This is a genomic window from Paenibacillus anseongensis, from assembly GCF_009757995.1.
In the GTDB taxonomy this organism is placed as follows: domain Bacteria; phylum Bacillota; class Bacilli; order Paenibacillales; family NBRC-103111; genus Paenibacillus_E; species Paenibacillus_E chondroitinus.
This window is the reverse complement of the sequence record NZ_WSEM01000016.1, coordinates 786,561-812,089: the sequence shown is the minus strand read 5'-3', so window position 1 is coordinate 812,089 and position 25,529 is coordinate 786,561. Positions and strand designations below refer to the sequence as shown.

Annotated in this window: 30 protein-coding genes; all 30 read left to right on the top strand. The window is 42.5% G+C overall.

Annotated elements, in window-relative coordinates; translation table 11 throughout:
* The first annotated feature begins 23 nt into the window (after nt 1-23).
* On the top strand, nt 24-938 hold the full coding sequence (locus tag GON05_RS19980) for a MotE family protein (protein WP_157321247.1): 915 nt from the start codon (nt 24-26) through the stop codon (nt 936-938).
* Nucleotides 939-974: 36 nt separating this feature from the next.
* Nucleotides 975-2,408 (top strand): flagellar hook-length control protein FliK, encoded by a 1,434-nt coding sequence (locus GON05_RS19975; RefSeq protein WP_157321245.1) that lies wholly within the window; start codon nt 975-977, stop codon nt 2,406-2,408.
* A 35-nt stretch (nt 2,409-2,443) separates the two neighbouring features.
* Nucleotides 2,444-2,887: a flagellar hook capping FlgD N-terminal domain-containing protein gene (locus GON05_RS19970; protein ID WP_127451074.1), complete on the top strand. Its 444-nt coding sequence runs from the start codon at nt 2,444-2,446 to the stop codon at nt 2,885-2,887.
* Nucleotides 2,884-3,279 carry a TIGR02530 family flagellar biosynthesis protein gene (locus tag GON05_RS19965; protein ID WP_157321243.1) on the top strand — a complete coding sequence of 132 codons (396 nt, stop codon included), beginning with the start codon at nt 2,884-2,886 and terminating at the stop codon, nt 3,277-3,279. The genes GON05_RS19970 and GON05_RS19965 overlap by 4 nt, the downstream gene beginning before the upstream one ends.
* Nucleotides 3,280-3,371: 92 nt before the next feature.
* A complete protein-coding gene (flgG, locus tag GON05_RS19960) occupies nt 3,372-4,193 on the top strand; it encodes a flagellar basal body rod protein FlgG (protein WP_157321241.1) in 822 nt (273 codons plus the stop codon).
* Between the two features lie 60 nt (nt 4,194-4,253).
* The gene (locus GON05_RS19955) at nt 4,254-4,475 is read left to right on the top strand and encodes a flagellar FlbD family protein (protein ID WP_127451068.1); all 222 of its coding nucleotides are present in this window, start codon (nt 4,254-4,256) and stop codon (nt 4,473-4,475) included.
* A complete protein-coding gene (locus tag GON05_RS19950) occupies nt 4,476-4,961 on the top strand; it encodes a flagellar basal body-associated FliL family protein (RefSeq protein ID WP_157321239.1) in 486 nt (161 codons plus the stop codon).
* A gap of 36 nt (nt 4,962-4,997) precedes the next feature.
* Nucleotides 4,998-5,996: a flagellar motor switch protein FliM gene (fliM, locus tag GON05_RS19945; RefSeq protein ID WP_127451064.1), complete on the top strand. Its 999-nt coding sequence runs from the start codon at nt 4,998-5,000 to the stop codon at nt 5,994-5,996.
* Nucleotides 5,986-7,266, top strand: a complete 1,281-nt coding sequence (gene fliY, locus GON05_RS19940; protein ID WP_157321236.1) for a flagellar motor switch phosphatase FliY — start codon at nt 5,986-5,988, stop codon at nt 7,264-7,266. Before fliM ends, fliY begins: the two co-directional genes overlap by 11 nt.
* Nucleotides 7,267-7,290: 24 nt before the next feature.
* Nucleotides 7,291-7,653 carry a response regulator gene (locus tag GON05_RS19935; RefSeq protein WP_127451060.1) on the top strand — a complete coding sequence of 121 codons (363 nt, stop codon included), beginning with the start codon at nt 7,291-7,293 and terminating at the stop codon, nt 7,651-7,653.
* Between the two features lie 102 nt (nt 7,654-7,755).
* Entirely contained in the window at nt 7,756-8,331 is a 576-nt protein-coding gene (locus tag GON05_RS19930; RefSeq protein ID WP_185157232.1) for a flagellar biosynthetic protein FliO, read from the top strand.
* The gene (gene fliP, locus GON05_RS19925; RefSeq protein ID WP_157321232.1) at nt 8,328-9,101 is read left to right on the top strand and encodes a flagellar type III secretion system pore protein FliP; all 774 of its coding nucleotides are present in this window, start codon (nt 8,328-8,330) and stop codon (nt 9,099-9,101) included. Before GON05_RS19930 ends, fliP begins: the two co-directional genes overlap by 4 nt.
* Nucleotides 9,102-9,127: 26 nt before the next feature.
* Nucleotides 9,128-9,397, top strand: a complete 270-nt coding sequence (fliQ, locus tag GON05_RS19920) for a flagellar biosynthesis protein FliQ (RefSeq protein ID WP_157321230.1) — start codon at nt 9,128-9,130, stop codon at nt 9,395-9,397.
* A gap of 12 nt (nt 9,398-9,409) precedes the next feature.
* Nucleotides 9,410-10,207: a flagellar biosynthetic protein FliR gene (gene fliR / locus GON05_RS19915; protein ID WP_157321228.1), complete on the top strand. Its 798-nt coding sequence runs from the start codon at nt 9,410-9,412 to the stop codon at nt 10,205-10,207.
* A gap of 14 nt (nt 10,208-10,221) precedes the next feature.
* Nucleotides 10,222-11,316, top strand: a complete 1,095-nt coding sequence (gene flhB / locus GON05_RS19910; protein WP_181646152.1) for a flagellar biosynthesis protein FlhB — start codon at nt 10,222-10,224, stop codon at nt 11,314-11,316.
* A 21-nt stretch (nt 11,317-11,337) separates the two neighbouring features.
* Nucleotides 11,338-13,371 (top strand): flagellar biosynthesis protein FlhA, encoded by a 2,034-nt coding sequence (flhA, locus tag GON05_RS19905; RefSeq protein ID WP_157321226.1) that lies wholly within the window; start codon nt 11,338-11,340, stop codon nt 13,369-13,371.
* Nucleotides 13,368-14,684, top strand: a complete 1,317-nt coding sequence (gene flhF, locus GON05_RS19900; RefSeq protein ID WP_157321223.1) for a flagellar biosynthesis GTPase FlhF — start codon at nt 13,368-13,370, stop codon at nt 14,682-14,684. Before flhA ends, flhF begins: the two co-directional genes overlap by 4 nt.
* Entirely contained in the window at nt 14,681-15,550 is an 870-nt protein-coding gene (locus tag GON05_RS19895) for a MinD/ParA family protein (protein ID WP_157321221.1), read from the top strand. The genes flhF and GON05_RS19895 overlap by 4 nt, the downstream gene beginning before the upstream one ends.
* A 48-nt stretch (nt 15,551-15,598) precedes the next feature.
* Complete coding sequence (locus GON05_RS19890) at nt 15,599-16,711, top strand: protein-glutamate methylesterase/protein-glutamine glutaminase (RefSeq protein ID WP_157321219.1); 1,113 nt, start codon at nt 15,599-15,601, stop codon at nt 16,709-16,711.
* A 54-nt stretch (nt 16,712-16,765) separates the two neighbouring features.
* On the top strand, nt 16,766-18,838 hold the full coding sequence (locus tag GON05_RS19885) for a chemotaxis protein CheA (RefSeq protein WP_157321217.1): 2,073 nt from the start codon (nt 16,766-16,768) through the stop codon (nt 18,836-18,838).
* A 27-nt stretch (nt 18,839-18,865) separates the two neighbouring features.
* Complete coding sequence (locus GON05_RS19880) at nt 18,866-19,327, top strand: chemotaxis protein CheW (protein WP_157321214.1); 462 nt, start codon at nt 18,866-18,868, stop codon at nt 19,325-19,327.
* 36 nt (nt 19,328-19,363) lie between these two features.
* On the top strand, nt 19,364-19,951 hold the full coding sequence (locus GON05_RS19875) for a chemotaxis protein CheC (protein WP_157322246.1): 588 nt from the start codon (nt 19,364-19,366) through the stop codon (nt 19,949-19,951).
* Nucleotides 19,948-20,442 carry a chemotaxis protein CheD gene (locus GON05_RS19870; RefSeq protein ID WP_127451035.1) on the top strand — a complete coding sequence of 165 codons (495 nt, stop codon included), beginning with the start codon at nt 19,948-19,950 and terminating at the stop codon, nt 20,440-20,442. The genes GON05_RS19875 and GON05_RS19870 overlap by 4 nt, the downstream gene beginning before the upstream one ends.
* On the top strand, nt 20,442-20,876 hold the full coding sequence (locus GON05_RS19865; protein WP_157321212.1) for a hypothetical protein: 435 nt from the start codon (nt 20,442-20,444) through the stop codon (nt 20,874-20,876). Before GON05_RS19870 ends, GON05_RS19865 begins: the two co-directional genes overlap by 1 nt.
* 19 nt (nt 20,877-20,895) lie before the next feature.
* Nucleotides 20,896-21,684 carry a FliA/WhiG family RNA polymerase sigma factor gene (locus GON05_RS19860; protein WP_157321209.1) on the top strand — a complete coding sequence of 263 codons (789 nt, stop codon included), beginning with the start codon at nt 20,896-20,898 and terminating at the stop codon, nt 21,682-21,684.
* A gap of 33 nt (nt 21,685-21,717) precedes the next feature.
* Complete coding sequence (locus GON05_RS19855; protein WP_157321206.1) at nt 21,718-23,127, top strand: DUF342 domain-containing protein; 1,410 nt, start codon at nt 21,718-21,720, stop codon at nt 23,125-23,127.
* 19 nt (nt 23,128-23,146) lie between these two features.
* Nucleotides 23,147-23,470, top strand: a complete 324-nt coding sequence (locus GON05_RS19850; protein WP_157321203.1) for a hypothetical protein — start codon at nt 23,147-23,149, stop codon at nt 23,468-23,470.
* A 41-nt stretch (nt 23,471-23,511) separates the two neighbouring features.
* Entirely contained in the window at nt 23,512-24,081 is a 570-nt protein-coding gene (locus tag GON05_RS19845; RefSeq protein WP_157322244.1) for a hypothetical protein, read from the top strand.
* Nucleotides 24,074-24,583 carry an MltG/YceG/YrrL family protein gene (locus tag GON05_RS19840; RefSeq protein ID WP_157321201.1) on the top strand — a complete coding sequence of 170 codons (510 nt, stop codon included), beginning with the start codon at nt 24,074-24,076 and terminating at the stop codon, nt 24,581-24,583. The genes GON05_RS19845 and GON05_RS19840 overlap by 8 nt, the downstream gene beginning before the upstream one ends.
* Nucleotides 24,584-24,818: 235 nt before the next feature.
* Nucleotides 24,819-25,517, top strand: a complete 699-nt coding sequence (gene rpsB, locus GON05_RS19835; RefSeq protein ID WP_127451023.1) for a 30S ribosomal protein S2 — start codon at nt 24,819-24,821, stop codon at nt 25,515-25,517.
* The last annotated feature ends 12 nt before the right edge of the window (nt 25,518-25,529 follow it).

Genomic DNA, 25,529 nt, shown 5'->3' with positions numbered 1-25,529 from the left:
GAAGGTAAAGGAGGTACAAGGAGATGGCCGATACAAGCATGGAAGGTGCATCTTATAGTGCGCTGGAGCGGTTTCTGATATGGTTTGTCATCCCCTTTGTGTTTACGGCTGTCTTACTTTTCGTGTTACTGTCCATCTTTGATTATGATATCAAGAGCAGTATTCAGAAAGCGTTGCATAACACTCCGGTGATTGGAGCAATTGTTCCCGCGCCCAAAGAAAAAAGTGTTGTAAGCGGAACTGGTAAAGAGACAACTCCTGAACAAAGCATCAAAACCAAGGATGATGAGATTACGAAGTTGAATGCCAAATTGGCGGAACTTCAGTCCGCTTTGCAGAAAGCTGAATCAACAACGGAGATGAAAGATCAATCACTCAAAGATGCAACCGCAAAGATAACGGAACTTGAAGAAAAGCTGAAAGACAAGACGCAAACAGAAGAAGAGTACACGAATCAAATAACTCAGCTTGCCAATATGTATGCAAAAATGACACCGAGCAAGGCGGCTCCAATCATTGAAGCACTTACACCGAAAGAAATGGTGCTGATCTTCTCCATGATGAAAGCGGACAACCGCGGAGCGATCCTGGAGAAAATGGATGCAACGAAAGCAGCAGAAGCTTCCATGGGGCTTAAAGACGTTACACCTGTAAGAGATAAAGAGATTGCCGCTTTACAAGAAAGATTAGCAACGAATGGAGCAAGCACAGCAAAAGCGATGACATCTGTCAGCAAGTCGGATTTAGGGCAGACGTTTGCTAACATGACTCCCAAAAGTGCTTCTAACGTGCTAATCGAAATGAATAAATCAAATCCCGACAAAGTATTAGCCATTCTGAGTGGCATGGATAATGCTTCCCGTTCCAAAGTCATGTCGGCCTTGTCCGATGCGAATAAGGAAACCGCTGCTGCAATTTCAGCTAAGCTTGTTCAGTAACCGACGTTGAACTTAGGAGGGAGGTGAACAAATAAAATGGATGTACAAATACAGACAACACCTACTGCAAACTCTGCTTCAACTTCGACGAATAAGGCAGGAGCGGCTGGAACTACTTCGAAGGATGGTTTCAATCAAGTCTTGGATGGTCAATTATCTCAAGATAGCACGGCTAAGACTGAGACGAATTCTGCAGATCCAGCACTTTCTCTGGACATGCTGTTGCAAATGCTTCAGAGTTTGGTAGCACCTCTGCAAGGGACTGATACGCAGGATGTAAAGACAGAAGATCAACCGCTTTCTGAAGTCGTTTTGGAAGCTATGAACAGTAATCCAGCGCTTGCTCAGCAATTATTGCAGGACCCAAAGGTTCAGCAATGGTTTGAAGAAGCAGAACAACTTCTACAAACGTTAAGTGGAGCTCAATCAGCTCCATTGGCTACTCTCCCAAGTACGCTGAAGCTTCAAGCAACTGAAGTTTCAAGCCTACAAGCTCAAAATACGTTGCTAGCATTAGCTTCTCTGTCAAAGCAGCAGCCTGACAATCCAATTGTGAAGTTTCTGAATCAAGATCTACAGAACGTCATCCAACCACTATTACCGGAGTTGATGACGAACTTGAAGGGCCAGAATTTGGATGCTACTACAAAGAGCGCTGCCGAAGCAATGGAAGGTTTGTTGAATGCAGGTAAGAAGGAAGCTAATTCTACGGATAAGCTAAATCATCACAAGCTTAGCAGCAAAAAAACATCAGATCAGAACATTGATATGACAAACCCGGTGACGATAGCACAACCTGCAAAGTCAAAATTAGAGCTTCTTGCTCTGAAAAGTGGTTTCTTAACTACGCAGGTGAGTACATCTTCTACATCGGGAGATACGCTGCCTAATCTTGTAGATCTGCCCACTGAACCTGAAATGAATACTAGCTCAGTAGTTACGATCGGTGATTTACAGAGAACGCAACAGTCGCAGGCTATTGTTGACAAGACCGTAGTTCCAACGATGAATGCAGCTAATTTCGCTGAAGAAATGACGGAGCATGTTCTTAAGAACATGAAAATAACTCTAGCAGACGGCTTCTCTGAAGCTAAGTTATCGTTGTTTCCAAAAAATCTAGGGCATATCGATGTGAAAATATCGATGCATGATGGCCAGCTTATTGCGCAGTTTGCTGCCGAATCAGCAGCAGCAAAACAGCTTTTGGAAAATCAACTGCCGCAGTTGAGACAAGCTCTTTTAACGCAAGGTTTGCAAGTTGAAAAGCTTGAAGTCACACAAAGCCAAAACATGCAATCCAGCATGTTCCAAGAACATCGTCAGCAGCAAGCTTTTGGTCAGCCTCAACGTCAAAATAAGAACAATTCTGGCGGATTCGAGGTTGAATCCCTTGATTTCGAGCAAGAAATTGATGCTAACGTACAAGTTAAACCGGCCATACATGGCAATTCCTTTGACGTAACTGCCTAAATGTGAGTCCATTTGATGCAGTTGGAGGTGAAAGTATGGATACAAACCCCATCACAGGTAACGTTACAGATTTAATCAATGCTGGGAAAAATGTCAAAACGAAAGACAAAGATAACAACACGTTAGGTAAAGACGATTTTCTTAAAATCTTAATTACCCAACTTCAGAATCAAGACCCAACACAACCTTTACAAGATAAAGAGTTTATTGCCCAGATGGCTCAGTTCACTTCCGTTGAGCAATTGACCAATATGGCCGGTGAGATGAAACTCATGCGTCAATCTTTGGGATTTGTTTCAGGTTTGATTGGAAAATCGATCACTTGGGATGATACGGACTCCACCGGAGCTTCTGTCGAAAAGTCGGGCGTCGTTGACTCCATCACGTTCAAGGACGGCAATCAATTTGCCAATGTGAAGGGAGTGGAAATTTCTCTGGACAAACTCAAGAAGATTGAGGATGCCGGAGAAACCAAATGACAGAGAGAATATCCATAGGGCAGCTTTATCCTAATGCGGTTTCTCCTGCGTCTACGAGACGAACACCTGTACAGCAACCGGTATCCACACCTGCATCCGGTAATCCTACATTTCAAAAGCTTCTTCAGGAGCAATTTGTTCGTTTCAGTCACCATGCAGAAGTTAGGCTGAAAGAGCGAGGTATTCAACTGAAGCCGGAGCAGCTGGATAGTCTTAGCAAAGCGATCGATAAGGTAGCAGCAAAAGGCGCTAAGGATGCACTGATGGTTTTAGGCGGAAATGCATTGATTGTTAATGTTCCTAACCGAACTGTTGTTACGGCGCTTGACGGGAACGCGATGAGTGAACATGTTTTTACACAGATCGACAGTGCAATCATTATATCTACATAAACAGGCTCGACCGCACAGGAGGCCTGGAGCTGTGGAGCGAAAGAAGCAGCTCATAGTTTACGTTATTTTAATCCGATTAGGAGGCTAGTAAGATGTTAAGATCTTTATACTCTGGTGTTTCAGGTATGCGTGGTTTTCAAACGAAATTAGATGTTATCGGTAATAATATCGCCAATGTAAACACCATCGGATTTAAAGGAAGCCGCGTTATGTTTAAAGACATTCTTAGCCAAACTGTTTCTGGCGTTAGTGCAGCTGATGAGAACCGTGGCGGCGTGAATGCTCAGCAAGTTGGTTTAGGTGTAAGCGTAGCTTCAATTGACACCGTACATACCGCTGGAAGTGCGATGACAACGAACGTTCCTACGGATTTACGTATTAATGGCGATGGATTTTTTGCAGTAGGAACTACAGAACAAACAGATGCCCCATATTTGACGAGATCCGGAAACTTTACTTTAGACCCAACTAGAAACTTGGTGAATGCTGAGGGCCTTCATGTCATGGGAGCTGATGGTGCTGGTCCGATCGTGATTCCGGATGATATCGTATCGTTCTCAATCTCTCAAAACGGCGATATTATCGGTGTTGACACGACAGGTGCAACGGTTGCGACTGGCCAAAAAATTGGCATCATCAAAGTTGTTAACCCATCTGGTCTTGAGAAAATTGGCGGCAATCTGTACCGTATGACAGCGAATGCTAATCCGGAGGGTGCGATTGAGGTTGGGGCTCCTGGTAACACAGAAACCGGAACAGGAACACTGATTTCTGGACAACTAGAAATGTCCAACGTTGACTTGACTGGAGAGTTCACAGAGATGATTATCGCTCAGCGTGGTTTCCAAGCAAACTCCCGTATTATCACAACTTCGGATGAAGTGCTTCAAGAGGTCGTAAATCTTAAACGTTAATTTTCATTGAAATGACAGAGGGGAGCTAGTCTCCCCTTATCCTGATGCAGGAGGAGAAGCATGATTTCTCTCACTCGTTTAAACGGTAAAGCCATCATCCTTAATGCTATTTTAATTGAATTGATTGAAGAGACGCCAGACACCATGATTACTTTGACGACAGGGAAGAAGATCACAGTTCTTGAGAAAGCAGAGGTCGTGGTAAGCCTAGTGCGGACCTACATGCAGGAAATTGGCTCAGTACGAGCGACGATTATGTCAAGGGATGCGGAGGGTTCGTAATTGTTTAAGAATAAAATTTTCATACTGATCGTATCAATTTTAATTGCTATCACATTAATTTTGACCGCTGCATTCGTTTTGTGGAATTTTATGGAGAAAAGTAATCAATCCAAAGATCCTGCGGCACAAGCACAAGATGCTGTTGCAAGTGTGAAACCAACGAAAGCACCTTCTGCTGAAGCGGTAAAGGCGAACACGGCAATCATCAAAGATATTTTGACCAATTTATCAGGCAGCCAAAATTTCATTAAAATTAGTTTCGCATTTGAATTGGAAAACTCAAAAGGCAAGACGGAATTTGACAGTTTGTTAGACTCAGCGGTGAAAGGGACGATCGTTCAAACACTGGGAGATTTAACTAAGGATCAAATCGAAGGAAGCAAAGGGTCAGATAGTTTAACGGCTACGTTAATGAACAAATTAAACCCACTGCTGCACGACGGTAAAATAAAGCAAATTTGGATAACTGATAAAGTGCTTCAATAAATCTGCTATTGATTTTGCTAAAAGGAGGTGACTCTAATGGTTGATGTTTTGTCGCAAAATGAGATCGATGCCTTGTTGGCGGCATTGTCCTCTGGCGAAATGGATGCGGATGAACTTAAAAAAGAAGAGACGCAGAAGAAAGTAAGGGCTTATGATTTTAAAAGAGCTGTACGCTTCTCCAAGGACCATATTCGAAGTTTGACTCGAATTCACGAAAACTTTGCGCGGTTCCTAACCACTTATTTCTCAGCGCAGCTACGTACGTTTGTACAAATTAGTGTAGTTCAGGTTGAACAATTGCCTTACGATGAATTTATTCGTTCGATCCCGAAAATGACCATTTTGAACATCTTTGAAGCGGAGCCTTTAGAGGGTCGGATGGTACTTGAAGTGCATCCCAATGTTGCTTTTGCGATGTTAGATCGTTTGTTAGGCGGTGCAGGTACAACGCCTACGAAGATTAATGCTTTAACTGAGATTGAAACTATTGTAATGGAACGTATTTTTAGCCGGGCTTTCGACAGCCTGCAGGAAGCATGGAAAACTGTTATTGATATTCAGCCTAGATTAGAGGCACTTGAAACAAATCCACAGTTTATGCAGATTGTTTCGCCCAATGAAACGATCGCATTGATCTCATTGAGTACCAAAATTGGTGATACAACAGGGATGATCAATTTATGCATACCGCATGTGGTCATCGAACCAATTATGCCTCGACTTTCTGTGCATCACTGGTTTGTTTCACAGAAGAAGACGAGAGCACCTGAAGAAGTGGAAGCACTTCAATCCCGCTTGGAAAAAACCAAGCTACCCCTCATTGCAGAATTGGGTTCGTCCGAAATTTCCATTCGAGATTTCTTGGGCTTAACGGTCGGCGATGTGATCCCGCTGCAAAAATCCGTCGAAGAATCGCTTCAAGTCAAAGTGGGCGAGAAGCTGAAATATCTCGGTAGCCCTGGTACCTTAAAAGGAAAGATGGCTGTTCAAATTACAGATATCGTAAATGAAGGAGAAGAAGATTATGACGAATAATAGAGATTATTTGTCCCAGGAAGAGATCGATGCTTTGTTGAGACAGTCTTCGGACGATAGTTCAGCCTCTTCTTTTCATGGGTCTCCTCAAGTGGAAGATTTTTTATCTTCCTTAGAACAAGACGCACTAGGTGAAATTGGTAACATCACATTTGGCAGCGCAGCTACAGCTCTTTCTACCTTGCTTGGTAAAAAAGTCGACATCACGACGCCAAAGGTATCGATTATCAGTAAAGATGAATTGCAAGAGCAATTCCCGAAACCACATGTGGCTGTACATGTAAACTATGTGGATGGCTTTGATGGCATTAACCTGTTAGTGATCAAAACGCGCGATGCCCAAGTTATTGCTGACTTAATGATGGGTGGAGACGGTACTGGCGGAGATGAACATCTAAGCGAAATTCATATAAGTGCCGTGCAAGAAGCGATGAATCAAATGATGGGATCTTCTGCAACATCGATGTCTACCATATTTAATCGATTTGTCAATATCTCACCTCCAGGAATCGACATATTAAATTTGTCGAAAGGAGAAGGAAAACTACCCGACGAGGACGTATTTATAAAGATATCGTTCCGACTTATCATTGGCGACCTTATTGATTCTAATATCATGCAATTATTACCTGTTCCTTTCGCCAAAGAAATGGTATCGATCCTCATGGGTGGCGATTCTGATGCTTCGATGGAAGTTGCACCTGCTGCACAAACACCGGCGCCTACACCAGCACCTATGCAGGAAGTACATACACCGCCCCCTGCAGCTGCTCAACCTGTGTATGAGCAACCTATGTATCAACAACAGCAGCCTGTGTATGAACAACCTATGTACCAGCAGCCTATGCAACCACCCATGCAGCCACCAATGGGGCAGCCGATGTATCCGCCGCAGCAACCTATGTACCAGCAGCCACCTGCTTCTTATGGCGGGATGCCAAATCGCAATGTCAATGTCCAACCTGTTCAGTTTGGAAATTTGCAATCAGGTGGATTAGGGCAAACGGATGATACGAACCTGAATTTACTACTGGATATACCGCTCAAGGTAACTGTAGAATTAGGCAGAACACACAAGGTGATTAAAGACATCTTGGAACTCTCCCAGGGATCGATTATCGAATTGGATAAGCTAGCAGGTGAACCGGTAGACATCTTAGTTAACAATAAGCTGATTGCCAAGGGCGAAGTCGTTGTCATCGATGAAAACTTCGGAGTTCGTGTAACCGACATTGTGAACCAGTGGGAACGAATTCAAAAGTTACAATAATTTAATCTTAGGGGGACTTTATTCATGGCTAACCGTATTCTAATTGTAGATGATGCAGCTTTTATGAGAATGATGATTCGTGATATTTTGACAAAAAATGGTTACGAGGTTTGTGGAGAAGCGAATGATGGTGCACAAGCTATCGAAAAATACAAAGAGTTGAAACCGGATCTGATTACAATGGATATTACAATGCCAGAGATGGATGGTATTCAAGCTTTGAAAGAAATTAAAAAGATTGAACCTAGCGCGAAAGTAATTATGTGCTCAGCAATGGGACAACAAGCAATGGTCATTGATGCCATTCAAGCTGGTGCGAAGGACTTTATCGTGAAGCCTTTCCAAGCAGACCGTGTTATTGAAGCTATTAAAAAGACTCTAGGTTAAGCCGTCTTCGTTCGGTCGAGTCTTACATACACCGAAAGGATTGTGGATATGAAAAGACTCTGCTCGAAAAGACTGCTAACAGGCATACTCGGTTTCACCGCAATGTTGTATACAAGGTCCGTCGGTTTTGCTGAAACAGAACCCGGACAAGGACTTCCAACAACGGATTATCCGAGTACCGATCCAACGGGGACGTTTGGTATGATTTTTAAGGTCATATTCTTCTTAATTTTAATTATTCTCCTTTTCTATGTGTTAATTAGATACGTAGCGAAGAAAAATAGAGGAACAATGTTTGGGAACTCAATTCGATCTTTAGGTGGAGTTCCCCTAGGCCAAAATAAATCCATACAAATCGTTGAAATTGGACATTCGCTCTTCGTAGTTGGCGTCGGAGATAACATCCAGCTGTTGGATAAAATCAATGACGCCGATGAAGTAGCATACATCACTGAGCTTCTGATCTCTTCTCAGGATGATCGAATGGGATTCGCATCTGTTAGCAAGTGGATTAGTAAACTGCCAACTAGAAAAAAAGACATCGAAGAAGAAGTAGAAATTAACTCTGCCTTTCAGCAAGTATTTCATGACAAGCTCCAACGTGTAACTAATCGTAATCGAAATGTAGAAGAATGGCTTTCTGATCAAAAACAAAAAGATCGGTTGAATGATGAATGAAACGAAATAAACTAGTTTTTACACTTCTCATTGTGTTGATTTCTGTGTTTCTACTCTCTTTGACAGCATCTGCTGCGGAGACCGATCCTAACAATCCAATTCCAGGTTTAAACGTAAACATTGGGACTGGAGGGACTGCCGGAGGGTCATCTAACACAGTCACACTATTGCTGCTGTTAACCGTTTTGAGTCTTGCACCATCTTTTCTCATTCTAATGACTAGTTTTACACGAATCGTCATTGTGCTCGGTTTCGTCCGTACTTCACTAGGAACCCAGCAGATGCCACCTAACCAGGTTCTAATCGGACTCGCTCTGTTTTTAACCTTCTTTATCATGTCTCCAACTTTGGGAGAAGTGAATCAAGTAGCTCTTCAACCTTATATGAAGGGTGAAATTAATCAAACCCAGGCTTTCGAGAAGGCTTCATTGCCAATGAAGAAGTTTATGTTCAAGCATACGCGTCAGAAGGATTTAAAGTTATTTCTAGATTACACCAAGGCAAAGGCACCTACAGGTGTGGAAGATATTCCGCTAACATCATTAGTTCCAGCTTATGCAATTAGCGAGTTGAAGTCTGCTTTCCAAATGGGATTCATGATATTCATTCCGTTCCTGGTCATTGATATGGTCGTTTCCAGTACCTTGATGGCAATGGGGATGATGATGCTGCCACCTGTTATGATTTCATTGCCGTTTAAGATTCTACTTTTTATCTTGGTAGATGGCTGGTATCTTGTGGTGAGATCATTACTCCTAAGCTATAGTTGAGGATCAAGATATCGGAGGTTTCTGAAATGGGTTCGGAATTTGTAATACGAATTGCTGGTGAAGCTGTTTATACGGTGCTTAAAGCGAGTGCCCCCATGCTTGTCATTGGGCTTGTCGTGGGTCTGATCATAAGTGTTTTTCAGGCGACGACCCAGATTCAAGAGCAGACGCTAGCTTTTGTTCCCAAAATCGTCGCTGTACTGCTGTCAATCCTCATCTTTGGGCCTTGGATCATGAACACACTGGTTGATTTTACGTTCAATTTACTCAACAACCTTTACAAATTCGTTGGATAGGTTGTGAGCGCGATGACATTAGTTTTTCAGGCAATCCCTATTTTTTTGCTTATCTTTTGTCGAATTACATCATTCTTTGTCGTGGTACCGATTTTATCTTCTAGAAACGTGCCGATGATGTTCAAAATCGGTCTTTCCGTATTCATCTCATTTCTAATTTTTGCGAGCATGGGGTTGGATAAGCCCATTCCTATGGATGGTGAATATGTTCTATTGATTATTCGTGAAATGCTGATCGGCATTTTACTTGGTTTTCTTGCCTATCTCTTTTTTTCGGTTATTCAAACCGCCGGTTCTCTGATGGATATGCAAATTGGTTTCAGTATGGCCAGCGTAATAGACCCGCTAACAGGGGCTTCAACGCCAATGTTAGGTAACCTCAAGTATATGATTGCCGTGCTGTTATTCCTTTCATTTGACGGCCATCATTACCTACTTCGAGCGATCATGGATAGTTATAAGTGGGTTCCGTTGGACAACGAGTTGTTTGCTCGAATCTACAGCGGTGGAATTTCTGAATTCCTGTTCCAATCTTTGACCAAAATGTTATATCTTTCGTTTCAGCTTGCTGCGCCAATTATTGCCGCACTTTTTCTAACAGATTTAGGATTAGGGTTGTTAACGAGGGTTGCTCCACAATTTAACATTTTTGTTATCGGAGCGCCGCTTAAAATGATTTTAGGGTTTTTCTTATTAGTTGTTTTATTCCCGGAGTTAATTTCACAATTCCAATCTTTGTTCTCAACTATTTTCGAAAACATGGAGAAGCTGCTTGGGCTCATCAGTGGAACACAGCAACCATCTCCCTAGGCAGGAGGAAAGCCGTGTCCCAACAACGTCGTTTGCAGCTTGATTTACAATGGTTTGCTGGGGAAAAGACGGAGCCAGCTACGGCGAAGAAAAGGCAAGATGCACGCAAGAAAGGGCAAGTTGCGAAAAGTATGGACTTACCCGCAGCACTGATTTTGCTCTTTTCTTTCTTGTCGTTTCTAATGTTTGGCGGATACATGAAAGAGAAGATAATTAACATCTTTCGCAATGTTTATGAGAATGAACTGACGATGGATATTACGGCTAGCAATGTTCACGCACTTTTCGCCGATTTGGTCAAGCAAGGATTTTTTATCTTAGGTCCTATTTTTCTGCTTGCTGTGATTATCGCTTTTATTGCGAATTATGCGCAAGTCGGATTCATGTTTATCGGTGACCCCCTGATGATGAAATTCAACAAGATTAATCCTTTAGAAGGATTTAAACGGATCTTCTCTTTACGAACAGTGATGGAATTTTTAAAGTCTATGTTGAAAATGACCATTATCGGTTATGTTGTTTATACGACGTTAATGGGGGAAAAAGCTAAACTGTTGGGGTTGGGACATGCTCCATTGGAAAGCACATTCTCGTTTATCGCCGCGGTTACCTTAAAGCTAGGTATAAAGATCGGAGCAGTTCTCATTGTGCTTGCCATTTTTGACTATATTTATCAAAAATATGAACATGAGAAAAGTCTTAGAATGTCCAAACAGGACATCAAAGATGAATATAAGAAAAGTGAGGGGGATCCCCTCATCAAAGGAAAGATCCGTTCAAAACAGCGTCAGATGGCTATGCAGAGAATGATGCAGGAAGTTCCCAAAGCGGATGTTATTATTACGAATCCAACTCACTTTGCAGTTGCTCTTAAGTATGATTCCACCAATATGCAAGCCCCTACCGTTATTGCAAAAGGCGCCGATTACGTTGCATTGAAAATCAAAGAAGTTGCCAAAAACAACGGTATTATTACGATGGAAAACAAACCGCTTGCTCGTGCGATCTTTGCACAGGTGGAAATAGGAGACTCAATTCCGGCTGAGCTGTTCCAAGCTGTCGCAGAAGTGTTGGCGTATGTATATAAAATGAAGGGCAAAACGAATTAATAAGAAGGGGGGTACAATCTAATGAGAGTCAAGGATTTGTTCGTTCTTATAGGCATTATTGGTATTGTTTTAATGATGATTGTACCAGTTCCAATCCCTTTGTTGGATTTTCTTCTTATAATTAATATCTCAATTGCTTTAATGATTATCTTGGTTGCCATGAACACGCAAGAAGCCTTGCAGTTTTCTATTTTTCCTTCTCTGCTTTTGATCACTACGTTGTTTCGGTTAGCGCTCAACGTGTCTACAACACGAAATATTTTGTCTCATGCAGAAGCAGGCGACGTGGTCAGAACTTTTGGTTCTTTCGTAGCGCAAGGAAATATCGTCGTAGGATTTGTAGTATTCCTTATCCTTGTCTTGGTTCAATTCATCGTAATTACCAAAGGTTCTGAGCGCGTTGCCGAGGTTGCGGCTAGATTTACGCTCGATGCGATGCCGGGGAAACAAATGAGTATCGACGCGGATTTAAATGCCGGGTTAATTAATGAGGTTCAAGCCAGGGAACGTAGGCAGAAAATTGAGCGAGAAGCTGATTTCTACGGAGCTATGGATGGTGCCAGCAAATTCGTAAAAGGGGATGCTATTGCTGGTATTGTCATTTTGGTCATCAATTTGATTGGTGGCTTTATCATTGGGATGACGATGAAAGGCATGGATTTCTCCGAAGCACTTCAAACCTTCTCAATTCTAACGATTGGGGATGGACTCGTTTCACAAATTCCAGCACTACTGATTTCAACAGCTGCTGGTATCATCGTGACAAGAGCGTCTTCAGAAGGAAACCTAGGTCATGATGTGACCAAGCAGCTAACTTCACAACCTAAACTACTTTATATTGTTGCAGGAACGCTAGTGATGCTGGGGATTTTTACACCGATTCATTGGTTTACGACTTTTCCGATCGCCGGATTGTTGGTTTTCGCCGGATACAAAATGCAAAAGAACTTGGAACGAGAAGCCATCAAAGAAGAACAATTGGTGGAAGAGCAGCAAATCGAGGAAGTGCGAAGTCCTGAAAGTGTTATTTCCTTACTGCAAGTCGATCCGATTGAATTTGAATTTGGTTACGGCTTAATTCCACTGGCAGATACACAGCAAGGTGGAGATTTACTTGACCGGATTATATTAATTCGTAGGCAATGTGCACTTGAATTAGGGGTAGTCGTACCTGTCATTCGCATACGCGATAATATTCAACTGCGCCCGAACGAGTATATCATCAAAATTAAAGGCAATACAGTGGCACGCGGCGAACTACTCCTTAATCACTATCTGGCCATGAGCCCAGGAATAGATGATGATTCAATTTCCGGTATTGAAACAACCGAGCCTGCTTTTGGATTGCCTGCCATCTGGATTGATGAAGTGACGAAAGAGCGAGCCGAGTTATCAGGATACACGGTTGTTGATCCTCCTTCTGTAGTAGCTACTCATCTTACAGAAGTTATTAAGAAACATACACATGAGCTTCTTGGACGCCAAGAAACGAAAGCGCTCATCGACAATGTTCGCGAATCTTATCCTGCGCTTGTGGATGATCTTATCCCTTCCGTATTGTCGATTGGTGATGTTCAGAAAGTGTTGGCTAAGCTGCTTAAGGAGAAAATCTCCGTTCGCGACTTGGTTACTATTCTAGAGACACTTGCCGATTATGGCTCTTATACGAAAGACCCTGAGATCTTGACGGAATATGTCAGACAATCATTATCCAGACAGATTACGCAGCAATTCACGTCATTAGGGGATTCGCTGAAAGTCATTACAGTAGGTCCGTCAGTAGAAAAGAAAATTGCTGATTCTGTACAGCAGTCCGATCAGGGAAGTTATTTGGCGCTTGACCCGTCCTCATCACAAATTATTTATCATCGCGTAAGCGAGCAAGTAAGTAAATTAATTCAATCCGGGCAACAGCCTGTTATTTTAACCTCTCCAACGATTCGTATGTACTTGAGACAACTGCTTGAAAGAACGCTGCAAGATATTCCCGTTTTATCATACAGCGAATTAGAGCCTAGCGTAGAGATTCAGAGCATGGGGGTAGTCAATTTATGAGAGTAAAAAGATATGTCGTTGATTCCATGCCTGATGCGTTACAGAAAATCCGCACTGATTTAGGGAAGGATGCAGTAATTCTTAACACCAAAGAAATTCGCACAGGCGGATTTCTTGGTATGTTTGGCAAGAAAAAGATTGAAGTGATAGCTGCAATTGATAATACGAATTCGAATGCAGTACCGATTGCACCCAAGGTGACACCACAACTTCAGCAACAGAAGCAGCAGCCAGTAATTTCTCAAGTGTATGCGGCAAAGTCACAGCCTCATCAGTCGGATTTTCCGGAAGTTCCGGATGTACTCGTGAATGTTTCAGCAGTAAATGAATCTATTACTGCAAAATTTAGTGCTAATGCACCATCAAATTTTACTCAAACGCCGCAACAAACCTATACACCGGCATCAGTTAATGCGCCTAATAAGATCAGCTACCAAAAAGATGAGCAGCTTATTGAGGAACTTAAACAGATGAAAGAAATGATGAAGAAGTTAACACAAGCTTCGGATGTGTTCGCGCTCCCTGAGCCTCTTCAAAAACTTGAACAGCGATTAAGTGATCAAGAAGTTGACCCGAAGCTAATACGCCAAATTATGGATGAGACTGTCGCTGATTTTCAACTTGCAGATGAGCCGGTGACAGAAGAAAGTGCGTTACAACTGGTGAAAGCTAAGCTGGGGCAAGTTTTTCAGTCCGACCATGGCAAGAAAATTTCACCGAATACGCGTGTTGTTCATTTTGTGGGGCCGACCGGAGTCGGTAAGACGACGACCATTGCGAAATTGGCTGCTGAGCAAGTGCTCAAATATCAACGCAAGGTTGGTTTTATTACTTCAGACACTTACCGTATTGCGGCTATCGAACAATTAAAAACATATGCCACCATTTTGAACGTTCCATTAGAAGTTGTGTTTTCCCCGCAAGATTTAGTAAAAGCATTTCAAAACTTAGAGGACTGTGATGTTATTTTCATGGATACAGCCGGTCGCAATTTTCGTAATGAAATGTATGTCTCGGAGCTTAATTCATTGCTCAAAACTCAAGGCAGCAGCGAGACGATCCTCGTGCTTAGCTTAACAACGAAATACAGAGATATGAGGGCAATTACGAACAACTTTAACAAATTTAAGCTGGATAAAGTCATTTTCACCAAAATGGATGAAACGGATTCTTACGGAGCTATTGTTAATATTGTTCATGAGTTCTCCCTTCAAATCTCGTATGTGACCAATGGTCAGAGCGTACCGGATGACATTACGGAATTGGATGAGCGGCAAATCATTGATTTTTTATTGGAGGAACCTAGAGCATGAAGGATCAAGCAGAAGGGTTACGGAACCTGGTTCAAATTCAGAATGATAAAGGCACAAAAACGACCAGGATTATTACCGTGACTAGCGGAAAGGGCGGCGTAGGGAAATCGAATGTTACGCTGAACTTTGCTTTAGCGCTTCAGTCCCAAGGTTATAAGGTTCTTGTTTTTGATGCCGACTTAGGGCTTGCCAATATTGATGTGCTGATGGGCATTTCCTCTAAGTACAATTTGTATCATTTGTTGAAAAAGGAAAAAACCATTTGGGAAATCATCCAAAAAGGTTCGAATGATTTAGATTTCATCGCAGGCGGCTCTGGTTTTAACGATCTGCTTCGTTTAACGGAAGACGAGCTTGATTACTTTGCTGAGCAAGTTATGCAGCTTAACGGTTATGTGGATTTCATCATTTTTGACACGGGTGCAGGTTTGTCAAAAGAAACATTGAAATTCATTTTGGCGGCTGAGGAAACTTTCGTGGTGACGACCCCAGAACCAACTTCCATTACTGATGCTTATGCCATCATCAAAATGGTTAATTCAATGGGACACGATGTGTCCTTTAAGTTAATTATAAACCGGGTTACGGATCGAAAAGAAGGCAAGCAAACAGCGGACAAAATCGCTTTGGTAGCCAAACAATTCTTAGGCATCCAGGTTCCTACACTAGGTTTTGTGGAAGATGATGTGTCCGTGTCAAAAGCTGTCAAAAAGCAAGTTCCCTTTACCATTGCTTTTCCAAACTCGCTCGCTGCTAGAAGCTTACAGTCGCTTGTAGTCGATTATATCAAAGGTTATCACGTCGTTGATACTTCTTCACCTGGTGTCAAGGGGTTTTTGAATAAAATGATGCGACTTTTGAAATAGGAATTTAGCGAGTTATGTCGAATTAGCACATAAAGGGAGGGGAACACCATGGCACAATATAACATACTAGTTGTAGATGACTCCGTCTTTATGCGAAAAATAATTAGCGATCTGATTTCAGATAATCCTCAGTATAACATCATTGGAACAGCCAAAAACGGACAAGAAGCGATTGACCAAGTGAAGCTTTTACGACCTGATGCCGTCACAATGGATGTAGAAATGCCTGTGATGAACGGGTTGGATGCCCTGCAGCGCATTATGGCAGAGCAGCCAACTCCGGTTATCATGATAAGCTCTTTAACTGAGGAAGGGGCCGCAGAAACGATTAAAGCGCTTGAATGGGGTGCTGTCGACTTTATTCGAAAGCCATCGGGTTCGATCTCATTGGACTTATATAAAGTGAAGCAGCTGCTGCACGAAAAGCTGCAAATGGCTGTTCGAACCAAGTTGAGATCATTTCAGCCTATTCAGCAGCCAACCGTGGCACCTAAAAGTAATTTAACACCACCTCAAGTTAATAAAGTCAGTACGTTGAAGCAGTTAGAAGCAAAAAAAACGAATACAGAGAGTTCACCGAAATTTGAGCATCTTGTTGCAATTGGAACTTCTACGGGTGGACCACGAGCCTTGCACCAAGTGATCTCCAATATCCCGGCAGGGTTTCCTGCTCCAATCCTGATTGTCCAACATATGCCGCCTAATTTCACGAAGTCATTAGCTCAGCGTTTGAACGACATCTCTCAGATTCAAGTTGTAGAAGCAGCAGAGGGGGATGTTCTCAAAACGGCAACGGCTTATGTTGCTCCGGGAGGTTGGCATATGATTGTATACAAAGATTTTAATCATACATACAAAATTAAATTAACAAAAGAAGATCCTCGTTCTGGCCACCGTCCTTCGGTGGATGCCCTCTTTGAGTCCTTGCTTGGCCTGAATGAGTTGAAGAGGCACATCGTCCTGATGACGGGGATGGGTAGCGATGGCGCCAGGGGAATGCTTTCCTTAAGGCAATCGGGTGCAGAAACAACCATTGCGGAGTCTGAAGAAACGTGTGTAGTTTATGGCATGCCTCGGGCTGCCGTAGAGATGCAAGCGGCGATGCATGTACTTCCGCAGCACGGTATTGCTGCCCGCTTGACGCAATGTGTACTTCCTTGATTGATGGAACAATGCAAGCAAGTTACTTAAAGATCCTATTGGAGGTGTGTGGTTTTGGAACTTAGTCAATATTTATCCATGTTTATCGATGAGTCGAAAGAACACTTGCAATCTTTGAATGAGAACTTACTAAGTTTAGAAAGCACCCCTCAAGATATTAGTATTGTACATAATATTTTTCGTTCTGCACATACGTTGAAGGGCATGTCTGCAACAATGGGATTTGAGGACATTGCATCTCTCACACATGAAATGGAAAACGTTCTGGACATGGTCCGAAACAGTAAAATCGAAATGAATGATTTCATTTTTGACTGTATTTTTAAAAGTTTAGATTCCTTAGAATCAATGGTAGAAGACATTATTCAAGGTGGCACAGGAAAAGCGGATGTTACTCCGATTGTCGTATCTCTGCGGTCCATTGTGACTGGAGAATACAAAATAGCTTCAACAACGGTTGTTGCGGCAGTTAAGGAACCTGCTAAAGGCATTGAAGTAGACGAATTTCAATTTTCCATTCTTCAGCAATCCATTGATGCGGGTTTTCTTGTTTTCTACGTAGAAGTTAACGTCAATGAGAACTGTGTACTAAAAGCCGCGCGTGCTTATATGGTATTTGATGCATTGGAAAGAATGGGTGAGATCGTCAAAGCGACGCCATCCGTGCAAGAGATCGAGCAAGAGAAATTCGATCGCTCATTCTCGCTCTATTTTATATCGAAAGTTGATCACGCGACTCTAGAAAAAGAAATTCTTAATGTTTCAGAGATTGAATCTGCTGTAATTATTACGGTTGATTCCGAGTCATTGGTAGAATTATCACGTCCTCGCAGTGAAGTTGAGGCGGCAAGGCAAGAAATCGCTGCTGCAGTAGCAGCTGTAGAGGCGCCAACTCCAGTTGCTGCTGTAGCGAGTACTCCGATTGTGGCGGAACCAGTGGCAGCAGCTAAACCGGCAGCTGGCGGAGCACCTGTTGCAAGCCGTACAATTCGCGTTGATATTGAGCGTCTTGACGCATTAATGAATCTTTTTAGCGAGTTGCTGATTGACCGTGTCCGTTTGGAACAGCTGGCGAGTGAAGTTAAGCGCAATGATTTAACAGAAACCGTCGAACACATGTCTAGAGTAAGCAGCGACTTGCAAAATATTGTGCTTAAACTTCGCATGGTGCCTGTAGACTCTGTATTCAACCGTTTCCCGCGGATGATCAGAGATCTGGCGAAATCACTTGATAAGAAAGTAGATTTAGTGATTACAGGTGCGGAAACGGAGTTAGACCGTACGGTTATCGATGAGATTGGTGACCCGCTGGTCCACTTGCTGCGTAACGCGGTTGATCATGGTATTGAGTCAATCAGTGACCGTTTAGCTGTAGGGAAAAGCGAACATGGAACGATCCAACTTCGTGCCTTCCATAGCGGCAATCATGTATTTATCGAAATTGAAGAAGATGGAAGAGGCATTTATAGAGAGAAAGTATTAAAAACAGCTCTGAAAAATGGACTTGTTACTGCTGAGCAAGCTGCAAAGCTGACGGATAAAGAAGTTTACAACTTACTGTTCGCCTCTGGCTTCAGTACTGCAGAAAAAATTTCAGATATTTCTGGTCGCGGCGTAGGACTTGATGTCGTGAAAACCAAAATCCAAATGCTAGGCGGACATGTGCAAGTGGACTCGAAGCCTGGTGTAGGAAGTAAATTCTCTGTTCAGCTTCCGCTTACACTTTCTATTATTTCGGCTATGTTAGTACGGCTTGGCAGCGAGAAATATGCGATTCCGTTATCCTCTATCGTGGAAACTTCTGCGATTCAGAAGAGTCAAATTCGCAACATCCATGGCAACAAAATGGTGGATTACCGCAAATCCGTTATTCCTCTCGTATCTTTGAGCACATTGTTTGAAGTGCCGGATTTCAATGAGGATCTGGAAGAGGAAACTGAAATTGTGGTTGTTCGCAAAGGGGACAAGCAAGTTGCCTTGATGGTGGATGAATTTATCGGCCAGCAAGAGATTGTTCTCAAAACATTAGGTAAGTATTTAACAGGACTATTTGCGATCTCTGGCGCGACGATTCTTGGAGATGGGCAAGTGGCTTTGATTATTGATCCAAACGCATTGATTAAATAACTACATAATTCTAAGGAGGATCTTACAATGGGAGAAGAAAAAAAAGTAATCGTCTTCGCACTTGGATCGGAAGAGTATGGCGTGGAAGTCGAGAAAGTCAGAACGATTGAAAGAATGCAGCCAATGACACGTGTCCCAAAAGCACCTGAATTCGTTAAAGGTGTGATTAATCTTCGTGGTGTAGTTATTCCGATTATCAATCTGCGCTCACGTTTTGGACTTGAAGAGCAAGCGATTTCTGATGCTTCTCGGATTATCATTGTGTCAGCAGGCGAGTTTGAAGTGGGATTAATCGTAGATTCAGCTAATGACGTGATTGACCTGGATACGGATAACATTGATACTCCACCAGAAATTGTTGGCGGAATCAAAGCGAAATATCTGGATGGAATAGCTCGTGTCGGCGAGGAAAGATTGCTAGTGCTGCTTAATTTAGAGCAGGTTTTAAACCGCGACGAAATTTTACAGTTAGAAAGATTAGGGGACTAACTTGTGGACGTTTTTAGTCAGTTGGCAGATTTTCAAATGGATGTTCTCAAGGAAGTTGGCAATATAGGTGCGGGGCATGCGGCTACCGCCCTATCTACACTATTGGACAAACCGATCGATATGCTTGTACCCAAAGTCAGGATGCTTCCTTTTGAAGAAATTTGTGAAAGTGTTGGCGGGGCTGAGACGGTTGTTCTGGCCATTTTCTTAAGAGTAGAAGGAGACGCTCCAGGAAATATGTTCTTTATCCTCAATTTAGATGCCGCCAAGAATATACTACGGGATCTTATCGGTTTGAAAATTGAAGATCAAGAAGAGTATTCTGAGCTGGAGTTATCTGCTTTAAATGAAATAGGCAATATCCTTGCCGGATCCTATCTTTCTTCTCTTGCTGATTTTACTAACTTGAACATGCAGCCTACAGTCCCAGCATTAGCGATTGATATGGCAGGTGCCATATTAAGTTATGGTTTATTGCAATTTGGTCAAATGGGAGATCAGGCTCTCCTAATCGACACCAAATTTTTGGAAGGGGAAAGTGAAGTACAAGGGCATTTCTTCCTAATTCCTGATCCGGAATCGTTTGGCAAAATATTTTCGGCATTAGGAGTAGATTCTTCATGACCCAAGATAATTTGATTAAAGTAGGCATGGCTGACTTGAATGTTGCTCACCTGACAGGTGTGTTGAAAACAACGGGTCTAGGCTCATGTGTAGGGGTTACGCTTTATGATAGCCGCGCGAAAGTAGCGGGAATGGCACATGTCATGTTGCCATCCTCAGAAATCGCCCGGGAAGGTTCGTTAAACATTGCGAAATATGCGGACACCGCCATTCCTGAGTTAATCTCCCGAATGGAGCAGCTCGGAGCTAGCGTTAATAAACTTGAGGCTAAGCTTGCCGGCGGTGCCCAAATGTTTGCATTCGCAGGAAATAATGATACGATGAGAATTGGCCCGAGAAATGTAGAATCCTGTAAGGAAATGTTGAATAAATACAGAATTCCAATTCGTGCGGAGGATACGGGAGCGAATTACGGTCGAACGATAGAATTTAATAGTGAAACCGGCATTCTAGTCATTCGAAGCGTCCAATTAGGAGTGAAAGAAATTTAATGATGATTGGTACTATTCGACTAAATTTCATAGTAGCAGGCTTGGCGGGTTTATTAACTTTTTGTTTATCGATTGGCAATAATTTATTGCTAACTTCCTGTCTGAAAACGGTATACAGTTTTCTAATATTATTTATTCTTACTTTTGGATTTCGCTGGGTGTTAGGTCTGATGCTTGGGGCTGAACACGCGGCAGGACACGCTCAGCATGCGAATATGACGACAGACTCATCCGTTGGTCAAACTTTGGATTTGACAACCCCAGAAGAAGATGAGGAAACACGTGAACTATTGAAAGCTAATATGGGTAATAAACATTCGCCTTCATCAGCTGACATGCAATTTTCACCACTGAATCCACCTAAGTTAGTCACCAAGAATAATCTGGACCCTGAACAACTGGCTGGTGCCTTAAGGCGAATGTCAGAAGACTAAGGATGGTGAAACGTAAATCATGATCGAACAAAAGCAATCACAACTAGCGAATTTCGACTTATGGAAGCAGTGGAAAGAGGAAGGCTGGGTTCCCGCTAAGCAGGCATTGATTGAGAGTTACTTGCCTTTAGTCGATTATGTTTCAGGACGTCTCGCCATAGGACTACCTAAAAGCGTCTCGAAAGAGGACCTGTCCAGCTATGGCGTGATGGGTCTTATTGATGCCGTGGAGAAATTTGATTATGCCCGCGGTCTTCAGTTTGAAACTTACGCATCCTGGCGAATCCGTGGCTCGATCATAGATGGCCTCAGGCAAGGAGATTGGGTCCCGCGCTCTGTTCGAGAAAAGGCCAAAAAGGTTGAAGATGCTTACCAAAAGCTCGAACAACAGTATCTTCGTTCTGTAACAGATGCCGAAATTAGTGCATATTTACAGGTTAGTGAGCAAGATTTTCAACAGATGCTTCAAGATATTTCAATTACGACGGTGTGTTCGATCGATGATCCAATTCGAGAAGAAGATTCGGAAACGCGGCTTTCATTACTTGTCGATGAGAAAGCGAAGAATCCGGAGTTTCAAGTAAATGAATTTTATTTGAAAGATTCGCTCGCCAAAGCTATTGAACGTTTGACAGAGAAGGAACGTACTGTGGTTTCGTTATTTTATTTTGAGGAACTCTCTTTAAGTGAAATCGCCGAAGTGATGAGCTTATCTCCTTCGCGCATTTCGCAACTACATTCGAAAGCGATTCTTCGTTTAAAGGGCGTACTTAGCCGGTTTAAGAATCAGCTATTCCAGGATACATAACATAAACTTGCTAAAGTTGAAGGGTGGAATTCCATGCTTGAGAGGAACATGCCTTTAGATTATTACATCAGTATTTCCATCTCGGATGATAAATTGTCAGCATTTTTACTTATTAATAATATCGATGATACTTTAAAGTTAACAATTGCTGAGTTGGAAGAATTAACTCGAAAAAACCGTATTGTACATGGCTTGAATCAACCGCTGCTAGCTCAAATAGCTGCTAATCCTAAAGCTTTTTATCAACAAAAAGTTACTATCGCTGTTGGGACGAAGGCAGAGCCAGGCGCTAACGGCTATATTTCTTATACGTTTGATTTGGATGGGAATGACAAAAAACCTCAAGAGCTGGATGACGGCAGGGTAAACTATAAAGAAGTAGTATCTTTAAATAATGTGAAAAAAGGGCAGCTAATTGGACAGCGTTTCTTAGCTACCGAAGGCACCCCGGGACGTGCAGTAACCGGCGAGACGATTTTTACGAAAGCTGGGAAAGAAGCTCGTTTCAAAATCGGTAAGAATGTGATCACAGACGCCGAACAAAAAGCGCTATATGCCTTGATTGACGGGATGGTTGTAAAAACAGATCGAGATAAAATTAATGTATTTCCTGTGTATGAAGTGAATGGGGATGTAGACTATCATATTGGAAATATTGATTTTATCGGTACTGTAGTTGTCCGCGGCAATGTGCTTCCAGGGTTTAAAATCCGTGCTTCCGGCGATATTCGTGTCACTGGGGGCGTAGAAGCCGCAGAGCTTGAAGCGGATGGTTCTATTGAGATAAATGCCGGTATTGTAGGTCAAAACAAAGCTTTTGTTAAAGCCGGGAAAAATGTAAAGAGCTCTTTTATTCAAGATGCGACAGTTGAACTATTAGGGGAATTAAAAGTTTCTCAGAGTATTATGCATTCAACCATTCGAGCTGGTAAAGCTGTAAATTGTAATGGAGCTAAGGGACTCATTGTTGGGGGAACCATACAGGCAGGAGAGCGTGTGACAGCACGTACAATCGGAAACTCGATGTCAACCACAACGGTCATTGAAGTAGGTGTATTGCCGGAACTTCGTAATGAAATGATTCATTTGCGAAATCAGTTGAAGGTTCTTATGGAGAATATGGACAAAACAGATAAAGCCCTCTTATTGCTGGATTCATTGGCTGCTGCCGGTCAACTTACTCCGGACAAACTAGCGATGCGCGTTAAATTGAACCATACGAAGAAGCAAGGTATTGAAGAGCAAAATACGATTAAGGAACGTATCCTTGAGATCGAAAAATCATTAGAAGATTCCGAACAAGCTAAGGTTGAAGTTTTGTCGACCGTTTACGGGGGAACTAAGATTGTTATTGGGCGTTATACGAAATTTATCAAAGATACAACGAATCGAATGACGTTCCGTTTGCATGAGGGAGATATTTCAATGAGTGCTTACGTGTGAGTGAAGGAGTGGGTAAGCGATGAGTTTTAAAGCCATCGATTTACAGTTCGCTGTACACAAGAACGATGAGGCGGGAATTCGTCAAAATCAACTGATGCAGAAACCGCGCCAAGATGAAACGATCTTAGAAAATCAGGCGGCACAGTCAACTGAAAAAGATCGTCAACGCAGCAGTAAGCTTGAAGAAAGCGCCAGGACGGATATCAATGGTCAAGGCGGGCAGAAGCAGCAGATGGCAGAGAGAAAGCCTAGGAACAAAAAAACTTCGTCATCGGCAACTACTGGACAGGAGCATCAATCAAATCATCCATACAAAGGGCATCATATTGATTTATCCTTATAAGGCGTTATTTCATTTAAAGAAAAAGGTGAACATAAGTGGCTATGCAGCCGTGGATGTATGTCGTACTTCTAGGATTGGTCGTGATCGTTTATGCACGTTTTCTGCCTAAGGAACAAATGGCAGCTTCCGGCAAGATGACAGTCGTTCAAGAGATTGAGGAAACGATAGAACACTTTGCCGCAGAGATGGACGAGCAAAATCAATCGCTGTTGGATCTTTTTTCGAAGACGAAACAAGATTATGAGGTTGAACTCGCGAAGCTGGCGGGCAGGCTTGAAACCCTGGAGAAGCAGAAACATGAGCTTTCTCAAGAGTTGACCAAAGTGCATTTCAAAGATCAAGGAAATTCAGTTGCAATTTCTACGATTGGTTTAGAACTCGGTCAACAGGTAGCCGCGGGAGAACCCCAAACTTTGGTTGAAGAATCCATTGTTGCTGAAGATGAGCCAGTCTACGCAGGCTTGAGTATGAAAAGCCGATATGCGGAGCTATTTTCTCTACACGATCAAGGAAAAGGCGTTGAAGCTATCGCGAAGAAATTAGGGATGAATAAAGGTGAGGTTAGTTTGATCTTACAGCTTTCCCGACAGGAGGAGATGACCCGTGCTTAAAAATCGTTCGTATCTTTTAGGAATTGGGACTGGGATCATCGTCGGGGCCTTATTGCTGCAAGTGATGTCTGTTCGGGCAAGCGCACCGGGTAAATCTGGTTTAGCTCTTGACGAAATGGATCCTCAGAAGTTGAAAGAGGAAGCGGCTAAATACTATCAAGTTTTTGATTTAGGCACTAAAATGTATACGCAAGCGGAAGTGGATGCTTCTGTTCAAAAAAAGGTGAAAGAAGAAGCGGACAAACTAGCAGCAGCTAAGCCTCAAGATCAGCCTAAAACAGAGACCGTTGTTAGAACGGTTGTTTATGTACAGCCAAATCTTGATGCAACCGCTGTTAGCGAGCTTCTCGTCAAATCTGGACTGATTACGGACCGCAAAGCATTTGCCACTGAACTCCAAAAGCAAGGCGGAAACACCAAATTGCAAGTCGGCTTCCATGTGTTTGAAGGGCAATTGGATATGCAGCAGGTTGTGTCGAATCTCATAACATCTCAGCAGTAGACGCTCAAATTGATCTTTATTTTGAGGTCTTTTTTTATTGAAACATGCCTATTGTCGCGGGAAAATACGAAATCGACAAAAGGTTGCATAGGGATTTGAGTTGTGGTATATTTATTCACGGTGTTAAAAACTCACGTCAGTCAATTTGTATATTGGTGCTTACATTGGTAAGTTTTATACAAAGATGCGACAGGCGGCGGATACCAAATAAACCATTTTAGAGGAGGGATTGGGGATGGCAGTTATCTCCATGAAACAGCTTTTAGAAGCTGGCGTACATTTCGGTCACCAAACACGTCGTTGGAACCCGAAAATGGACAAGTACATTTTCACAGAAAGAAACGGAATTTACATTATCGATCTACAAAAAACGGTTAAAAAAGTTGAGGAAGCTTACAACTTCGTTAAATCCGTATCTGAAGATAATGGTACAATCCTTTTCGTAGGAACTAAAAAACAAGCCCAAGATTCCGTTGCTGAAGAAGCAGAACGTTGCGGAATGTACTTCATCAACCAACGTTGGTTGGGTGGTACGCTTACTAACTTCCAAACGATTCAAAAACGTATTGACCGTTTGAAAACTCTTGAAAGATGGGAAGAGGACGGTACATTCGAAGTTCTACCTAAGAAAGAAGTTATCATTCTCCGTAAAGAGAAAGAGCGTCTTGAGAAATTCTTGGGCGGAATCAAAAACATGAAATCCCTGCCTAGCGCACTATTCATTATCGATCCACGTAAAGAGCGTATTGCTGTTGCAGAAGCTCGTAAATTGGGTATCCCAATCGTTGGTATCGTTGATACAAACTGTGATCCGGACGAGATCGACTATGTGATCCCAGGTAACGATGATGCGATTCGTGCAGTAAAATTGCTTACAGCGAAAATTGCTGACGCAGTAATCGAAGCACACCAAGGCGAACAAACAACAGCTTAATTTATAGGAATG

What these genes read in the sequence shown, in the direction of transcription:
- rpsB (WP_127451023.1), top strand. Translation starts at nt 24,819, where the DNA reads ATGGCAGTTATCTCCATGAAACAGCTTTTAGAAGCTGGCGTACATTTC.
- GON05_RS19845 (WP_157322244.1), top strand. Translation starts at nt 23,512, where the DNA reads ATGCAGCCGTGGATGTATGTCGTACTTCTAGGATTGGTCGTGATCGTT.
- fliP (WP_157321232.1), top strand. Translation starts at nt 8,328, where the DNA reads ATGAAACGAAATAAACTAGTTTTTACACTTCTCATTGTGTTGATTTCT.
- GON05_RS19850 (WP_157321203.1), top strand. Translation starts at nt 23,147, where the DNA reads ATGAGTTTTAAAGCCATCGATTTACAGTTCGCTGTACACAAGAACGAT.
- GON05_RS19970 (WP_127451074.1), top strand. Translation starts at nt 2,444, where the DNA reads ATGGATACAAACCCCATCACAGGTAACGTTACAGATTTAATCAATGCT.
- GON05_RS19875 (WP_157322246.1), top strand. Translation starts at nt 19,364, where the DNA reads ATGGATGTTCTCAAGGAAGTTGGCAATATAGGTGCGGGGCATGCGGCT.
- fliM (WP_127451064.1), top strand. Translation starts at nt 4,998, where the DNA reads ATGGTTGATGTTTTGTCGCAAAATGAGATCGATGCCTTGTTGGCGGCA.
- GON05_RS19975 (WP_157321245.1), top strand. Translation starts at nt 975, where the DNA reads ATGGATGTACAAATACAGACAACACCTACTGCAAACTCTGCTTCAACT.
- flgG (WP_157321241.1), top strand. Translation starts at nt 3,372, where the DNA reads ATGTTAAGATCTTTATACTCTGGTGTTTCAGGTATGCGTGGTTTTCAA.
- GON05_RS19890 (WP_157321219.1), top strand. Translation starts at nt 15,599, where the DNA reads ATGGCACAATATAACATACTAGTTGTAGATGACTCCGTCTTTATGCGA.
- fliR (WP_157321228.1), top strand. Translation starts at nt 9,410, where the DNA reads ATGACATTAGTTTTTCAGGCAATCCCTATTTTTTTGCTTATCTTTTGT.
- flhF (WP_157321223.1), top strand. Translation starts at nt 13,368, where the DNA reads ATGAGAGTAAAAAGATATGTCGTTGATTCCATGCCTGATGCGTTACAG.
- GON05_RS19895 (WP_157321221.1), top strand. Translation starts at nt 14,681, where the DNA reads ATGAAGGATCAAGCAGAAGGGTTACGGAACCTGGTTCAAATTCAGAAT.
- GON05_RS19930 (WP_185157232.1), top strand. Translation starts at nt 7,756, where the DNA reads ATGTTGTATACAAGGTCCGTCGGTTTTGCTGAAACAGAACCCGGACAA.
- fliQ (WP_157321230.1), top strand. Translation starts at nt 9,128, where the DNA reads ATGGGTTCGGAATTTGTAATACGAATTGCTGGTGAAGCTGTTTATACG.
- GON05_RS19855 (WP_157321206.1), top strand. Translation starts at nt 21,718, where the DNA reads ATGCTTGAGAGGAACATGCCTTTAGATTATTACATCAGTATTTCCATC.
- flhA (WP_157321226.1), top strand. Translation starts at nt 11,338, where the DNA reads ATGAGAGTCAAGGATTTGTTCGTTCTTATAGGCATTATTGGTATTGTT.
- GON05_RS19870 (WP_127451035.1), top strand. Translation starts at nt 19,948, where the DNA reads ATGACCCAAGATAATTTGATTAAAGTAGGCATGGCTGACTTGAATGTT.
- GON05_RS19865 (WP_157321212.1), top strand. Translation starts at nt 20,442, where the DNA reads ATGATGATTGGTACTATTCGACTAAATTTCATAGTAGCAGGCTTGGCG.
- GON05_RS19965 (WP_157321243.1), top strand. Translation starts at nt 2,884, where the DNA reads ATGACAGAGAGAATATCCATAGGGCAGCTTTATCCTAATGCGGTTTCT.
- GON05_RS19880 (WP_157321214.1), top strand. Translation starts at nt 18,866, where the DNA reads ATGGGAGAAGAAAAAAAAGTAATCGTCTTCGCACTTGGATCGGAAGAG.
- GON05_RS19935 (WP_127451060.1), top strand. Translation starts at nt 7,291, where the DNA reads ATGGCTAACCGTATTCTAATTGTAGATGATGCAGCTTTTATGAGAATG.
- GON05_RS19860 (WP_157321209.1), top strand. Translation starts at nt 20,896, where the DNA reads ATGATCGAACAAAAGCAATCACAACTAGCGAATTTCGACTTATGGAAG.
- fliY (WP_157321236.1), top strand. Translation starts at nt 5,986, where the DNA reads ATGACGAATAATAGAGATTATTTGTCCCAGGAAGAGATCGATGCTTTG.
- GON05_RS19980 (WP_157321247.1), top strand. Translation starts at nt 24, where the DNA reads ATGGCCGATACAAGCATGGAAGGTGCATCTTATAGTGCGCTGGAGCGG.
- GON05_RS19955 (WP_127451068.1), top strand. Translation starts at nt 4,254, where the DNA reads ATGATTTCTCTCACTCGTTTAAACGGTAAAGCCATCATCCTTAATGCT.